Here is a 14,534-nt window from a genome sequence, read left to right as displayed (position 1 = left end):
AGCCATAGAGCATGCGGCTCTGGCCCACGGCGAAATCGGCGATGTCGATCATCTCCTGTACTTCGCCGTCACCCTCGGGCTTGATCTTGCCCATTTCCAGCGCCACCAGCGAACCCAGGGCATCCTTGTGCTTGCGCAGCGCCTCACCGCACAGGCGAACCGCTTCGCCACGCTGCGGCGCCGGGGTGGTGCGCCACACTTTGAAGGCTTCTTGCGCACGCTTGACGATGATTTCGTAGTCGGCCGCGCTGGAGGCATGCACGGTGGCAATCACTTCGCCGGTGGCCGGATTCACCGGCTGCAGCGCACCCGCATCGGTAGTTTTGGACCATTCGCCTTGACCGAGGTAGGTACCAGACTGCTCGCTACCGAGACCAAGCGCCTTGAGGATTTCGTGGGACATGCGTGCTCCTGAGCCTGGCGCCAACGGCGCCGTGGGAAAACCGCAATTCTAGCAGGCCGTCGGTTAAGACCGGATCGCGCGAAATAGCGATCCATGCCAAAATCCCGCCGCTGCCCCCGTAGCTCAGTTGGATAGAGCGGTCCCCTCCTAAGGGACAGGTCGTACGTTCGAATCGTATCGGGGGCACCATTTCTTTCGTGCCACAGGTCCTGGCGGCGCTTGCCGTGTATCTGCCATGCCAGATAGCGGCTGCCATATCGCTCATTTCCCTGCTTGAACGGCTGCCGTTGACTTGGTTCGTGATATATCGGGGTGCACGATATAGCCCACGACCGAAGGAGAGCGTCATGACCCTTACCTCGCGATCAGGCCCTTTGTTGTGGATAACGGCCGTGTTGTTCATCTTGCTCGGCCTGGTTTTGGCGGTGGGGGGCGTATGGCTGCTGGCCCTTGGCGGCTCGTTTTACTACCTGGTAGCTGGCCTGGGGGTGATCGCAACTGGCTGGCTGGTGCTGCGCCAGCGGCGGGCCGCGCTGGGGCTTTACGCGCTGGTGCTGATCGGCACGGTGCTGTGGTCGGTCGCTGAAGTCCGCTTTGACTGGTGGCAACTGGTGCCACGCATCGCAGTGTGGCTGGCGCTCGGGGTGTGGCTGCTATTGCCCTGGATTCATCGGCGCCTGGTGGTGGGGTCGGATCGCACGGCTTCTTACAGGCAGGCATCGCTGCCGCTATGGGTGGCGGTGGCGCTGGCGGTACTGGTTGGGGGCCTCGGTTATTTCAAGGATTACCACACCATCGCTGGCGTGGTGCCCGATGCCAGCATGGCTGCAAGCAGTACGGCCGGTGCGCCGGATGTGGCGGCCAACGATTGGGTGGCTTACGGCCGCTCGGCCTATGGTGACCGCTACGCACCGGCGAAACAGATCACCCCGGAAAATGTGGCGCAATTGCAGGTGGCCTGGACCTTTCACACGGGCGACTTGAAAGGCGAGGGCGACCCCACCGAAATCGCCAACGAAGTCACGCCGCTCAAGGCCAATGGCAAGCTGTATATCTGCACGCCGCACAACATTGTCATCGCGCTCGACCCGGACAGCGGCAAGGAGCTTTGGCGCTACGACCCGAAGATCAATCGTGACGCCAAAACGTATCAGCACATGATTTGCCGTGGCGTGGCTTATTACGATTCCAGTGCGTATGCGGCGCAGTCGGCGCCTGTGGCTCCGGTGGCACCCAAGCCCACGCCGAAAGGCGCGGTAGCGATGGAGTCGATCCATTTCGACAGTTGTCCGCGGCGTATTTTTGCGCCGACGGCCGATGCCACCATCGTTGCGATCAATGCCGACAATGGCCAGCCCTGCACGGATTTCGGCGATCACGGGGTGATCGGTTTGTATCAGGGCATGTCGATGACTGAGCGCGGCTTTTTGAATCCGACATCGCCGCCGCTGGTGACCCAGCATGTGTTGATCGTCTCGGCCAGCGTGACCGATAACGATTCCACCAATGAGCCGTCGGGCGTTATTCGTGGTTACGACATCGATACCGGTCGTCTGCTGTGGAACTGGGATGCGGCCAACCCCGATGAAACCGCGCCGCTGCAGGCCGGGCAAACCTATAAGCGCAACTCGCCGAACTCCTGGAGCGTATCCAGCGCCGACGAAAAGCTGGGGCTGGTCTATATCCCCATGGGTAACCAGACGCCGGATATGTGGGGTGGCGATCGCTATCCCGAAGGAGAGCGCTTCAACAGCGCCATCGTGGCGCTGGATATCGCCACCGGCAAGTTGCGCTGGGTCTATCAAACCGTGCATCACGATTTATGGGACATGGATATCGGCGGCCAGCCAAGCCTAGTCGATCTGGACCGGCCAGAGGGCAAGGTGCCGGCATTGATCGCCTCGACCAAGCGCGGCGATCTGTATGTGATCGATCGCCGCGACGGCAAGTTGATCGTGCCGGCGCCTGAACAACCGGTGCCGCAAGGTGCCGCCGAAGGCGATCACAGCGCCGCGACCCAGCCGTTCTCGGAGCTGACCTTCAAGCCCGAGCGTACGGTGCGTGAAAGCGACATGTGGGGCACCAACCCCTTCGATCAGCTGGTCTGCCGGATCAAGTTCAAGCAGCTTCGCTACGACGGCATTTTCACGCCGCCATCGGAGCAGGGCTCGCTGGTTTACCCGGGCAATTACGGCGTATTCGATTGGGGTGGCATCGCGATCGATCCGGTACGGCAGATCATGATTGGCAATCCCAATTACATGGCCTTCGTCTCCAAGCTGTACCGTCGCGACAAGGTCGATGCCAAGGGTGGTACCGGCACTGAGCATGGCCTGCAGCCGATGACGGGTACGCCGTTCGCGGTGGATTTGCATCCGCTGCTGTCACCGCTGGGCATTCCCTGCCAGGCGCCGCCCTGGGGTTACATCGCCGCGGTGGATCTGAAAACCATGCAGAAGGTGTGGATGCATAAAAACGGCACCGTGGTCGACAACGCGCCGTTGCCGATTCCGTTGCCGCTGGGCGTGCCCAGCCTGGGTGGCGCGATGACCACCGGCGGTGGGGTGGCTTTTATGAGTGCCTCGCTGGATTACTACCTGCGTGCCTACGATGTGCGTACCGGGAAAACTTTGTGGCAATCACGCCTGCCTGCAGGCGGGCAGGCAACGCCCATGAGTTATGTGTCGGATCAGACGGGGCGCCAGTACGTGGTGATCATGGCGGGCGGGCACGGTTCACTCGGCACCAAGATGGGCGACGCAGTGATCGCCTACGCGTTGCCGCAGCCGACGCCAGCCAAGTAGCTCGCGTCACCGCTGGCTGATGACCCGCCCTTTAGTTTTGACGGCTCGACTGAGGAAACGAAGACATGTAGCGGAATCCTTTCCGCTGCATGTTTCCGCCGTGACTACTGCGCAATGAAGATCAGTTCCTGATCCGCGGCGTGCCATGAACTGTAAGTCGAGCCCGCAGAGGGGTCCCAGTCGCGCATCGGGGCGGTGACTGCCAAACCGAAGTAACCCGAGTCGAAAACTGTCGAGGTGAAGCTCAGCGCCGAGTTGCTGTAGCGGTTGATCAGGCGATATTGCGGCACCGATGGCGTGACGCCGCCAATCGCGGTGATTTTCTCGAACCGCCACTGCTGACGCGACAACTCCGGTGCCGACATGCCCGATGCCATGGGCGCGGCGAGGCTCACCAGCGCACCCCACTCGCGGCCAGTGTCTCCATCCGCTACCTGCAGATACTGGCTACCCTGCTTGACGTAAAAGAAACCGTCACCGACCGGCACGAAGGTCCACCTGCTGGCTGCGGTTGCTGTGGTCGAAGGGTTGTTTGCATGGGTGATGACATAGGTGTTGGTGGAACTCGTCACCCCGTTGTAACCGGTGTAGTACGCCGGTACGGTCGTACCGGAATTCAGACTGACGGAAAACGGCGTGTACTCGGAATCATATGTGCTGCAATCGATGACACAGAACTCGTAAAATGACTTGCCGGTGACCTGCGCTGAGCTCTGGTTGCCTGCATCCAGCATCCATGTGTACCAGGGGCCGCTCGCGGCGTAGGGCGCCGATCCCGCGTACGTCCAGGCTTCGCTGACAAGGTCCGGCGTCGTGTAGAAATTTATGTTGGTGCCATCGAAACCCGCGGTGATATAGCTTTGCAGGTAGACGTTCCACGAGAGCTGCAGACCAAGAAGTGGGTTGGTAAAACCGCTCAGGTCATCTGCGGATCGTGCCGATGCCGGCCATTTCACTTGTTCCGCCTTGGTAGGATCGCCGTCAGGGCCGATATTGCTTTCCAAGTTCGCAGCGGTTAGGCCTTGTGCGCACGTTGTCTCGTATGCATCGCAGACCCACACGATGCCAGCGCTCTGCGTCCAGCCGCCGTTGTAGTACTTCTGCCACGAGGTGGTGGCGAACTTCTGGCTGATCGGCGCACGCATGATGCGCGTCCAAAAGTTGTGCGATGCATCGTTCACATCTTGCACTCGAGTTAGGTACATGACGTAGAAATAGCCCGATGCCGTATCGACGAGAAGGCGTGGATCGCCGTCGCCGTAGTCGTGGTAGGGCACGCTGCTATCGCTGATGCCATAGGCCGATGTGGCGATCGGTGTTTTTTGTGACCAGGTCGCGCCATGATCGGTCGACACAGCGTAGGACAGCGCGTCCACGCGGTAGCTATTGGGATAGATCTCGTTGTGGACGATGCCGTACCAGTTGCCTGTGTCCGGATCGACCCACACGCCGATCGCATCGCAAAAGTTACCGTCCGCATAAGCCCCGGGGCCCGGGCTTTGTCCAGTATTGGTGTAGTAATCGGTGTAGACGGGACTGTCGGTGGTGCACAACGTCTGCGTGTTGTATTGCGAGTTGCCTGACGATAGCGCGAGGCTTGAATCCAATGCATTCGCTCCGGTATAGAAATCCCAGATGTGGTCGCCTGGGGTTGTGTCGTATTGGCTGTAAGCGTTCTGTAGGAAGAACTGTCCGTTGCTGTCGAGGAAATTAAAGTTCGGCGAATCCGATGCTGGGCCGATAGATGCGGCCGAGCCGGTTTTGCTGAACGTCAACGTTTTCGACATCGCCGTCGAAACATTGAAACCGGTGGTGGCGGTGGCGGCGTCATATCCACTTGACGCGGCCTGAGTCGCTTGAACAACCACGCTGCCGCCGCTTACCACGGTGAGTTGATCCCCGGAGATCGTGGCTGGCCCGCTTACCACCGAGAAGGTTATGGCACCCGGGCTGTTTGAAGAGGCCGAGAGAGTAAACGCTGCCTCGGGATAAGTCTGACTGGCAATCGGCTGGATCGAGAGGGTAGGCGCTGTACCGATAGAAATCGCAAACGTTTCGGTGCTGGTGCACCCGGATGCGCTCTTGTAGGTAGCGACGAAATAGTTCGTCTTTCCTGCGGTAAGCGGAATGTTGTCGATTTCACGCGTGTTCTTTCTAAAACCATTGGGTCCAGTCCAGCTCCACGTTCCTGTCATCGGCTGTGGACCAAGATTGATGCCCGAAATCGAATTGACATGGACTGCAGCGACGCTTTGCCATCCATTGGCAGGTGTACTGATGTACGGCGTGATAGCTCCTGCTGCGCAGTTCCCGATCGTCCACACTTGCGCCGCCGTTCCGGCATGTGTCTCCTGGTCGATATTGGTATTTTGCGTATTGCCGGCAGGCCCCACGACCAAGCCGCTCTGCCTGTTGGTAACAATCCATCCACCGCCGATGGGTGCCGGCTTGACCGACCACTCGGCATTCGGTGTTACCGGTAGCCAGGCGTATTGAATCAGCCGTGTACCTGCCGCTGTGCTTGAGCCAGGGTTGTTTAGAGCCAGGCCGCTCGCCTGGTTCAATATCTGGTAATAGCCATCACTTTGCAGCGCAAACCTCCATTGCTGGTTTGCTCCGCCGCCGTTATTTGACCATAAGTCCACATGGGTCAACGATTGTGTGGAAGATCCAGGGTCGTCCCAAAGCAGGCCGCTACTCTGGTTAGCGACGTTGTAGGTTCCATTGGGCAGCGTTTGGCCGTACACGGACATGGCTAATCCGACTGAGATCAGTATTCCGCCCCCCACGGCGAATCTTTGCATTGTTCGTATCAACTTCATCTTGCACACCTCCGGTTTAGCTGGATTTCCCAGCGATTGGTAAGGCTCATCAAGACGTAATTCATGCAGCGAACTTGCGGGGTTACAGGCGGTAGCTACCTCGCCTGCGTAAGCGTTTATCTATGAGGCTGAGGCCTGAGCGTGCGCCCACTTCACGATATCCATGTCGATCTCAACGGTCCTGCAGGGGTGTTTCCGTGCCTTTGCCTCCGGGCGTGAGCGAGGTGGCGGTCAGTGGGTCATCAGCGACATCGCCGATACGTTTGGCGCTCTGCAGCAGAAGGTTGACTGACGCATATTTCGGGCCGCCCCAGACGCGATCAGCGAAGGCCTGCCGCGGCGCTTGCGCGCGCTGGTCGAGAAAATTGATACTCATTTGCTGCGCGCCATCGTTCCAGCGCGAGTATTTGTAGCCTTGCAACAGGGCGTGCTGTCCATAGGCGTAGTCGTAAATCCTGCCTGGATCGGCATAGCAATAGTCGCCGGGATGTGGCTTGCGCAGGCCAGGGCATTCATAGAAAACCCCATCGTCGGTACCGATGACCCGATATCCGGACTGTGCGCGTTTCAGCGGGTCGGCCAGCCATTCGTTGACGTAGATGTCTTTCGACGGCTCAAGGCTGTAGTGCTGCTTGAAATCCCACCATTGCCACAGCTGCATGATCTTGCCGTGCCGCCTCACCTCGCCATCCAGCCAATGGCTGAATTCGATGAAGGCATCGTTGGGGTAGCGCAACCCATGGTCGCGGGCGTAACGGACAAGCTCAGGGCAAGCGGCCTTCGCATCGTCATAGGGAATTTCATCGCCGCCGACATGGAAATAGGGGCCGTCGAACAGCGGGATCATTTCATCGAGTAGTTGTGCGACAAATTCGCGCGTCGCGGGCTTGGTGACGTCCAGAGTCCAGCCGCCCTTGTCCGCGCCCTCCCATGGCACTGGATGGGGCTTTGACATCGACTCGCATTGCAAGGCCAGTGCGGGCCTGAAACGGCTGAACACCACGGAATGCGCCGGTATGTCGATCTCGGGAACGATCGTGATGTGGTAACGCCGGGCATAAGCGACCAGGTCGCGGATCTGTGCCTGGGTGTAATGGTCTTTGGCGGCGAGGCCGGGGAAACGCTGGCTCTCGATCCGGAAGGCCGCCCAATCACTGAAATGAAAATGATAGGTGTTGAGTTTGTACCAGGCGGCACGGCGAATCTGCAGCTTGAGATAGTCGAGCGGAAAGAATTTGCGACCGACGTCGAGCATCTCGGCACGTTCGCGGTACTGCGGCCAATCGCGTGCATCGCCGAAGTGCGCATGTCGATGCGCTGGATCGGCGCGCAGCATCTGCAGCAAGCTGCGTGTCGCGTAGAACGCACCAGCGGGTGAGTTCGCGCTGATCTGCACGTGGTCGCCGATGGTCAGCGCATAGCCTTCCGTGCCCAGAGATGGGTCGGCGATCCCGCTCAGCGCAATATCGCCTGTGCGCGGCGCCACGCCCGCGACCATGGCCATATGGACGCCGCTTTCCGCAAATAGGTCGTCAGCCAATTGCCGAGCGGTGTCGGCAAACTCGCTTCCACCGACCACGACGCGTGTATTGGCCTGCAACTCCCACTGGCCCGTAGCCGATGTCCACGCGCGCAACCTCGGCACCACGTCGGGCTCAAAAGGATGCTGCGGCCGTTCGGCCGCCTTCGTGCAACCTGCGACTACGAATGCCAACGTCGCCAGTACCAAGCACACGCTTAACGTGTTCCGCTTCCTGGTCCATAGGGGCGGCATGTTTTCCACATTGTCCGGCTTCAAGCCATTCTCCCGTGGTCAGCAAGACGTTCAGAAATTCACTGTGACGCCAGCCATCACGCGGCGACCGTTGTCCAGCCATGAGCCGGGATACTGCGTGCTTGGCCCGTTGCGAATGCGGCTTGTCGAATGCGTTTTTCATGTCGAGAAAGATCGCGACGTGATCATCGATCTTGTACTGCGCCTGCATATCCACCTGGGTCCGCGAGTTTCCGATTTCCTCCGTAGTGTTCAGGCCCCACAAATTCTGATCGATCATGTACTGACCACGATGGTTGAGCGTGATCATCCCGCTGAAACCGTACTTCTCGTAGAACAGCGTGGCGTTGTAGGTCAATTTGCTCAAACCGGGAAACGAGGTGGCGACAATGTTGTATTGAGGGGCAGCATCCTGCTGTCCTTTGGAATAGGTTCCATTGACCTCAAAACCAAAGCCGGACCAGAACGATGGCAGGAAATCGAGGGCTTGCTTGTAGTCCGCTTCGATGCCCCGCACATAGCCATTGCTGCCATTGACCGGGTAGCTGACGTGAAATGTGTAGCCGCCGATATTCTGGGTGGCCGCGCCTTCTTGAATGAAGCCGTGAATTTTTTTGTCGTAGGCGGCCAGGGACAGCATTGAGGAGGAACGGAAATACCACTCCCAGGACAGGTCGTAATTTATCGAAGAAAATGGCTTGAGGTTCGCGTTGCCTTCGGAAATAAGAAAGGCATCAATGTTGATGGTAGGTACGGGAACCATGCTGTCGATCGTGGGCAGCGAGATGGTCTTGCTTGCAGCGAAACGCAGATTCATGTCGTTGCCCAGGTCCGCGACGGCATTGAGGCTGGGAAGAACCTCATGGCTGCCGCCGCGCTGGTCGGTCTTGGTTACCGGTGGAAATTTGGCTCCCTCACAGCCCGCGACGCCAATCTGGCATGGCGGGAATACTATGTTGGCAAGGTTGTAGGCGTTATAGAGAAATTGCTCGGTCGTATCGACGTAACGGGCGCCGAAATTACCGGATATGGGAACAGCGCCATTAAACCCGAAATTGGCCATCACATAGGCGTCGCGCCCCCGTTCGACCATGTCCCAGTGATTTCCCGGGTTGCTTATAAGCTGGGTCTGAGGATTGTTACGGAAGCCGTCCAGGGAGCCGAAATTCTGATTGATCCATTGGTTTGGATTGATGAAAAACAAGCTGGATGGCCTGACTCCCGGTCCGTTGTAATTGCCGAGCACGCTGTTGGCCCAAGAGGGCGACTGCGTTACAGCTGAAAACGGAAAATTGGCATTGCCCGCGGGGAATGCATACACCCAATAGTTGTAATTGAAGGGGCGCGCTCGGTTATAAACCTTTGCGCCGAATTTGATCGACTGAATGACGCCTTCGTTAAAGCTTCGGGTGATATCAGCTTGCAGCGACTTGAGGGTGTCGCCACTGGTTTGATAAACATCCTTGAACTGCTGATTGACCCAACTTGTGGCATTCGAGACGTTGATGGAAGGGTCCAGCAGATAGCCTTGGACAGCGGCTCCCGGATAAATTTGATAACCGCCGTAGATCGGAGCGCCAGGTGTAGGCGTTTGATTGGCCACGGCGGAATTAATCAATAGCGGCCGCACCCATGCCAGCGTATCGTGCGATGAGCTGTACTGGGCCGTCTCGCTGAAATCCCAGTTTCCCACCCTGGTAGCGACGTTAAGCCTTAGATTCTTCATCGTCGAGCGATCGTTGGAGACGGTGTTGTAAAAGGTGTACGCGACGTCGGGCATGTTCAATCGAGTGAACACGCCGTTTTTATCGACGCTGTAATCGGCGCCAGGGCCGTTATAGGTCGATTGACCGTAGGGCTCCAGGGGAACAACACCAAAATCGGCGGTCGCGTAGTAACTGTCCCTGTGTGCGTAGAAGCCTGTCAGCGTCGCCGTGGTGGATTGGATAGGCTTCCATTGAACTGAAACATAGCCGGTTCGGGTATCGATTTTGGATTGCTGGTTGCTATAGCCGGTTTCCGAATACGCGTAATAAGGCCCCTTGCCGTTTATGGTTACGCCATAGAGCGGGGACGCATCCGAGGATTGGTTCAGAAAGAACCGTTTGTTCCAATCGAATCCGACGGTAACGCCAAACCTGCCGTTGTCGAACACGTTGCTGTAAAGCCCGGTGATATCTGGGTAGTTGCGATTGCTGGTCTCACCTGGCGATCCCTGCATTTTGGCCGTAAGCAAGGTACGTTCCTTGCCTATGCCAAATGGCGAAACGGTCTCCATGTCGACATTTGCCGCGATACCGCCTTCGTCAAGATCGGCACGGGACGACTTGTAGACTTTGAGCGTCTGCACAAAGTCGGGCGAGATCAGATTGAAATCGAAGGTACGCACACCGGGATTCACGCTGGTGGTCGAAATGCCGTTGAACGTAGCCAGGGTGAAGTCGGTCGGCAAACCGCGCACGGTGACGTACTGACCCTCGCCATTGCCGTCACGCGTTATTTGTACGCCAGTGATGTGTTGCAGTGATTCGGCCAGATTGGTATCGGGGAATTTGCCGACGTCCTCGGCTGAAATGGCATCGACTACCGCCGTCTCGTCGCGTTTCGTTTCGATGGTTCTGTTCAAGCTGCCCAAAATTCCCGACACGGAAACAGCTTCCAACACCACGGGCTTCTTGTCCGAAGCCTTGTTTTCGTCAGGCTTCTTGGTGTTTCCCGAATTCGAAACGACCGATGGATCGGCAGTCGTCTGGGCACCTGCATTGGCTGCGATAGCGTTTTGCGCCAAGGCATGCTGGCTGCCTGCGAAAAGGCACAACGACATGGCGGTGAACAGTGCGGTGCGACGCGTTAGTGCTGCTCGCCCCCAGATTTGACTGCGACGATGATACGGCTCTTGTATTTCCAGTTCTGCACGCACTGCTTGCTCTCCCCATCTGATGGCAAAACATCTGGATCGATCCGCGGCAGCCATAGGTGATCGCCACGGCAAGTTCACTCGTTTCGTTTCAACACTGCCCCCGCAGTGCCGTCGACGCGCGTTTACATCTGAACGTGGCTTTGTCCTTGCGTTGGCTGCGATCCGCATGTTTCCCGAATCGTGCCCATTCCTCTTACTTGCCCTTTTGCCTTACGTCCCTTCAGGTCTTCGTTCCTTTCCCTCTTCAAGGATCAATAGCCAATTCCTTGGTGACGCAGAGTGGGCACTCGAGCGATTGCGCATCGACCGACCCCTAGCACCGAGGAGTTGGGTGTCGTTTCCGACATCGTCATCCCTTCATCACTGGACAACACCGCGAGCATCTATGGCGCAATTCGCCATGGGTCCGGGCGCCGATGCTCCTGTCTTGCTGTAACGGGAGGGGGCCGAGATCCAGGTAAAGGCAACAAATCAAAACAATAAGATGTCATATGAAAGTATTTTTCATGACATTCCAGCAATTAGAAGGTAATCGAAGCAAAATGAAACTTTCAAGTGCCAGTAAGTTCTTTCGATTCGGGGCCGATTGGCGTCACGTGTGACGGCTGGTCGCCCTGACATTCGAAGATCGCCTATGTGCGCGATGGCATCGACAGGCAGAGCTGGTGACGAAACGGACTGAAGAACCCGACTGAAGGACCCAGGGGTTTCGTGCTGAGGTGATACTTCGAAGAGAAGAGACTCATGAGCAACGAGAGAGATGGAGATCAAACACTGGACGGCACTAAGCAAGTCGTCGCTGTGTCGTGGACTTCATCACTGACTGTGTCAGCGGAGTCTCGTTTTCTCGCGGCTACGAAGAACGACAGAAGGAAGCAGGCCGCCTGGTCAGTCAGCGGTGAGGAGCAAGACGTGTTTGAATGGTTGAAGAAGAAAAGCGCAACACCGCCAGAACTCCCCAAGCCTCGGCTCAGCGGGTATCCGACATTCAGCAGCGATGAGTTGATGGTCACCTTCGGGCTCACCGAAACGCAGGCCGAAATCACGCGCAACCTCTACGAGGCCATGGTGGCCGGCGAGGTGCGTGATCCCGTGGCTCAGGGCATCCTGGCGCAGCCGGGGAACGGGCCACAGGTCAAGGCCCTGGTGGGGCAGGCCATCGGCCAATTCGGCCGGAAGGACAAAGGGGTGCTTGGCGTGATGCATTGGCTCAGCTTTGTTGGACTGGTGCGCAATCAAACCCAGCGCATGCTGGACAACGCTATCACCGAGGGAAAATGGATGAGTGGCGACTGGACGGACTGTGCCACCCACGCCACCGCGCACCGCACGTTGAATGATCGACGCTTCCCTCTTGCGGTGGGTTTGGCGTTCGATGGTGTGGTGGAACGGCCGGGGGTGCGACCGGAATGCAAGTGTCGCGTCACCCCCATCATTGATCTTGACTGATCGCAGGAGCAGGGAATGAAAGGAGTGTTGTTAGGGCTCGTGGTGGGGCTGTCATCGCCGGTGGCGGAGTCAAGTTGTGGTCGAATGGCCAGATCGACGCGATGGTGAAGGACTACCAGAACGACGAGCAGGAGCTCAACCACCTCAAGGGCGAAAACGCCACGTTGCGCACCACACTGACCTCGATGGAAAGCACGTCCTACCGGCGCGATGCGATCAAGCTTTGCATCATGAAAGACGGCCTTCGGTCGAGCGCCATGAACGCCTACTTGGCCGGCAAGCCGATGGGCGATTTGGAGCGCGGTGCGTTCCAGGACTTCGGGCCCATGCTGCCCTCGATCTAGGACAAGAGCGCGCAGGCGAAGATGATGACCCTGGCGATGGAGAACGCCAAACTCACGGACGAGTGCCTCGACGGCGCCAAGGTCCCGGTGCCGAGCTTCGCCAAGGACTAAACGCGCTGGAAGCGATTGATCCGATCGTTCACCATCGCCAGGTAGTCATCGAAGTGGCGGTGGTTCACGGAGAGGAGCCACGCGGTGAACCCTTCAACCGTGCCCACGCCCAATCGGCACCGCTCCACCGCTTGCTCAGTCACCACGTGATCGGCGGCCCACCATTCTGGGCTGCCCTTCGTGGCGCGGTCCAGCGCCACCAGGTTGGCCATCGGAAACGCCTGCGTCTGCACCGTGGCCACTGTGCCGTCGATGAGCTGGGCGAACTCAGCAAATTCCTTGGACGTCCGTGGTGGAAGAAGAGATCGACAAAGGCCTTGATGTCGAGCTGGCCCCCGTAGCGCTGGTAGCGGCGGAAATCCGCGTAAACCTCTGCCGAGTAACACATCGCCGGTCCTGGTGGTTGGCTGAGCGCCCTGGGTCGGATTAGCCTACACCGACCGATCTCAAGCACTGCGATTGGGGCGTTACACCATCAAGGACTGAACAGGGGAGGGGACACCGATGCCATCGGAGAAGGTCACGCGCATCCTGCGCAAACGCGGGTTGTCGGAAACCGACATCGCCGCCCTGAGCGAAACCCAGGCCTGGGACCACGTCTATGCCACCGAACCGCCCAAGCGGGTGAAGGGCTTGGACGTGTGCTTCACCGGATTCACGGACGCGGAGAAATCCGAGCTGACGGACCTGGCCAAGGGTGCCGGGCTCAGCGTGGTCACCAAGGTCACGGTGGCGTGCTTCATGCTGTGCGCCGGGGCCACGGCGGGCGCCAAGAAGTTGAAGGACGCCGCCGCCCAGGGCGTGCGCATCGTCACCCGCGATCAACTGGAAGAGTTCATCCATACAGGAGAGGTCTCATGAGCATCTACGGCGAACCGCTGGAACGGCTGAGCACCACATCCCCCGCCACCCCGGAAGGGAAGGTCCTGCAGCGGGCCGTGTTGGAAGTGCTGATGCACAACAACCTCAACCTCATCATGGATCCGGCGGTGAAGGCGGCCAGCGAAACGATCATCGAGCGCAGCCAACTCATGGGCTCCACACGCGGACAGGAATTGATCGCGGACGTGCAGCAGATGTGGAAGGAGGCAGTCAGCCAGAACATGAAATGGGTGGACATGGAGGCCTGCATCGCCCTGGTGAAGCTGGACGCCGGGGACACCCTGGATCAAGCGTTGCCCCAACCCCAGAATCCCGTCAACAAGGGCTGGGCGAGGCTCGGTCGGACGAAGTGAGATCTCTCAGCTCCTGAGACCGGCTCGGTGGTCATCTTGAATTCTGCACAGAATTCAAGATGACACCCATGGCTCCCTCCCAAGACGGCGGTGCCCGCCCCGGCGCAGGCCGCAAACCCGGTGGACCCTTTGGGGAGCCGACCCAGCAAATCCGGGTGCCGCTCTCGCAGGTCGAGACCGTGGTGACCTACCTGGACGCCTTCCGCCAGGACACCGTGGTAGAGCATCCCCAGCCGGTCGCCATCGCGCCTGATCTGAACCTAGTGACCTTCATCAGTCGGGTGCCTGCCGGATTTCCATCCCCAGCGGCGGACTACGAGGGGACCCTCAACCTTTGGGCGGAAATGGTCATCCCTGGCCATGAAGCGAGCACCTTTATCCTTCGGGTGGCTGGATGGAGCATGCATGGCGCCGGCATCTTCGACGGCGACCGCGTGGTTGTCGATCAGGCGCTGAATCCGGTGAAGGGAGACGTGGTGGTGGCCATCGTGAACAACGATTTGACCATCAAGACCCTGGGCGAGATCGACGGCAAGCCGGCGCTGATCGCTGAAAACCCGCATTTCAAGCCGATCACCTTCAAAGATGACGAATCAGAGCAATTGATCGTTTGGGGTGTGGTGACTCACTGCCTCAGGAGTTTCCACCGTGGGCGACGACGATGAACACGCC

Annotated in this window: 11 protein-coding genes and 1 tRNA gene; 7 read left to right on the top strand and 5 right to left on the bottom strand. The window is 58.6% G+C overall.

The genetic code is table 11. From position 1 onward, the window contains the following. The coding region (locus tag OUZ52_RS11875; RefSeq protein WP_266158611.1) for an aldehyde dehydrogenase family protein at positions 1-403 on the bottom strand (403 nt) is incomplete at its 3' end. A 112-nt stretch (positions 404-515) separates the two neighbouring features. On the opposite strand from OUZ52_RS11875, the gene OUZ52_RS11870 reads away from it, so the two are divergent. Further along, positions 516-592: transfer RNA gene (locus OUZ52_RS11870), tRNA-Arg, on the top strand. A gap of 158 nt (positions 593-750) precedes the next feature. Beyond that, complete coding sequence (locus tag OUZ52_RS11865; protein WP_266158610.1) at positions 751-3,207, top strand: glucose/quinate/shikimate family membrane-bound PQQ-dependent dehydrogenase; 2,457 nt, start codon at positions 751-753, stop codon at positions 3,205-3,207. Positions 3,208-3,311: 104 nt separating this feature from the next. Here the strand turns inward: OUZ52_RS11865 and OUZ52_RS11860 are convergent, their stop codons facing one another. The 3 genes from OUZ52_RS11860 to OUZ52_RS11850 form a co-directional block, all read right to left on the bottom strand. Continuing rightward, on the bottom strand, positions 3,312-5,960 hold the full coding sequence (locus tag OUZ52_RS11860; protein WP_266158609.1) for an RICIN domain-containing protein: 2,649 nt from the start codon (positions 5,958-5,960) through the stop codon (positions 3,312-3,314). 241 nt (positions 5,961-6,201) lie between these two features. Continuing rightward, positions 6,202-7,677, bottom strand: a complete 1,476-nt coding sequence (locus tag OUZ52_RS11855; protein WP_266158608.1) for a beta-N-acetylhexosaminidase — start codon at positions 7,675-7,677, stop codon at positions 6,202-6,204. A gap of 7 nt (positions 7,678-7,684) precedes the next feature. Continuing rightward, the gene (locus OUZ52_RS11850) at positions 7,685-10,723 is read right to left on the bottom strand and encodes a TonB-dependent receptor (RefSeq protein WP_266158605.1); all 3,039 of its coding nucleotides are present in this window, start codon (positions 10,721-10,723) and stop codon (positions 7,685-7,687) included. Positions 10,724-11,467: 744 nt separating this feature from the next. On the opposite strand from OUZ52_RS11850, the gene OUZ52_RS11845 reads away from it, so the two are divergent. Both OUZ52_RS11845 and OUZ52_RS11840 read left to right on the top strand, forming a co-directional pair. Continuing rightward, a complete protein-coding gene (locus tag OUZ52_RS11845) occupies positions 11,468-12,172 on the top strand; it encodes a hypothetical protein (RefSeq protein ID WP_266158604.1) in 705 nt (234 codons plus the stop codon). Between the two features lie 101 nt (positions 12,173-12,273). Beyond that, positions 12,274-12,516 (top strand): hypothetical protein, encoded by a 243-nt coding sequence (locus tag OUZ52_RS11840; RefSeq protein WP_266158603.1) that lies wholly within the window; start codon positions 12,274-12,276, stop codon positions 12,514-12,516. 107 nt (positions 12,517-12,623) lie between these two features. On the opposite strand, the gene OUZ52_RS11835 is transcribed toward OUZ52_RS11840, so the two are convergent. Beyond that, positions 12,624-12,839, bottom strand: a complete 216-nt coding sequence (locus tag OUZ52_RS11835) for a hypothetical protein (RefSeq protein ID WP_266158602.1) — start codon at positions 12,837-12,839, stop codon at positions 12,624-12,626. Positions 12,840-13,131: 292 nt separating this feature from the next. Between OUZ52_RS11835 and OUZ52_RS11830 the strand changes: the two genes are divergently transcribed. From OUZ52_RS11830 to OUZ52_RS11820, 3 genes are all read left to right on the top strand, one after another. Further along, positions 13,132-13,488, top strand: coding sequence for a BRCT domain-containing protein (locus tag OUZ52_RS11830; RefSeq protein WP_266158601.1), 357 nt, complete (start codon positions 13,132-13,134; stop codon positions 13,486-13,488). Beyond that, positions 13,485-13,862, top strand: coding sequence for a hypothetical protein (locus OUZ52_RS11825; RefSeq protein WP_266158600.1), 378 nt, complete (start codon positions 13,485-13,487; stop codon positions 13,860-13,862). Before OUZ52_RS11830 ends, OUZ52_RS11825 begins: the two co-directional genes overlap by 4 nt. 68 nt (positions 13,863-13,930) lie before the next feature. Then, positions 13,931-14,527, top strand: coding sequence for a LexA family protein (locus OUZ52_RS11820; protein ID WP_266158599.1), 597 nt, complete (start codon positions 13,931-13,933; stop codon positions 14,525-14,527). The last annotated feature ends 7 nt before the right edge of the window (positions 14,528-14,534 follow it).

Source organism: Dyella silvatica (assembly GCF_026283955.1).
Classification (GTDB): domain Bacteria; phylum Pseudomonadota; class Gammaproteobacteria; order Xanthomonadales; family Rhodanobacteraceae; genus Dyella_C; species Dyella_C silvatica.
This window is presented reverse-complemented; position numbering and strand designations above follow the sequence as displayed.

Bases quoted from the DNA above. Each gene is read 5' to 3' on its own strand.
- OUZ52_RS11825 (WP_266158600.1), top strand. From the start codon at position 13,485: ATGAGCATCTACGGCGAACCGCTGGAACGGCTGAGCACCACATCCCCC.
- OUZ52_RS11845 (WP_266158604.1), top strand. From the start codon at position 11,468: ATGAGCAACGAGAGAGATGGAGATCAAACACTGGACGGCACTAAGCAA.
- OUZ52_RS11840 (WP_266158603.1), top strand. From the start codon at position 12,274: ATGGTGAAGGACTACCAGAACGACGAGCAGGAGCTCAACCACCTCAAG.
- OUZ52_RS11865 (WP_266158610.1), top strand. From the start codon at position 751: ATGACCCTTACCTCGCGATCAGGCCCTTTGTTGTGGATAACGGCCGTG.
- OUZ52_RS11835 (WP_266158602.1), bottom strand. From the start codon at position 12,839: ATGGCCAACCTGGTGGCGCTGGACCGCGCCACGAAGGGCAGCCCAGAA.
- OUZ52_RS11830 (WP_266158601.1), top strand. From the start codon at position 13,132: ATGCCATCGGAGAAGGTCACGCGCATCCTGCGCAAACGCGGGTTGTCG.
- OUZ52_RS11820 (WP_266158599.1), top strand. From the start codon at position 13,931: ATGGCTCCCTCCCAAGACGGCGGTGCCCGCCCCGGCGCAGGCCGCAAA.
- OUZ52_RS11860 (WP_266158609.1), bottom strand. From the start codon at position 5,960: ATGTCCGTGTACGGCCAAACGCTGCCCAATGGAACCTACAACGTCGCT.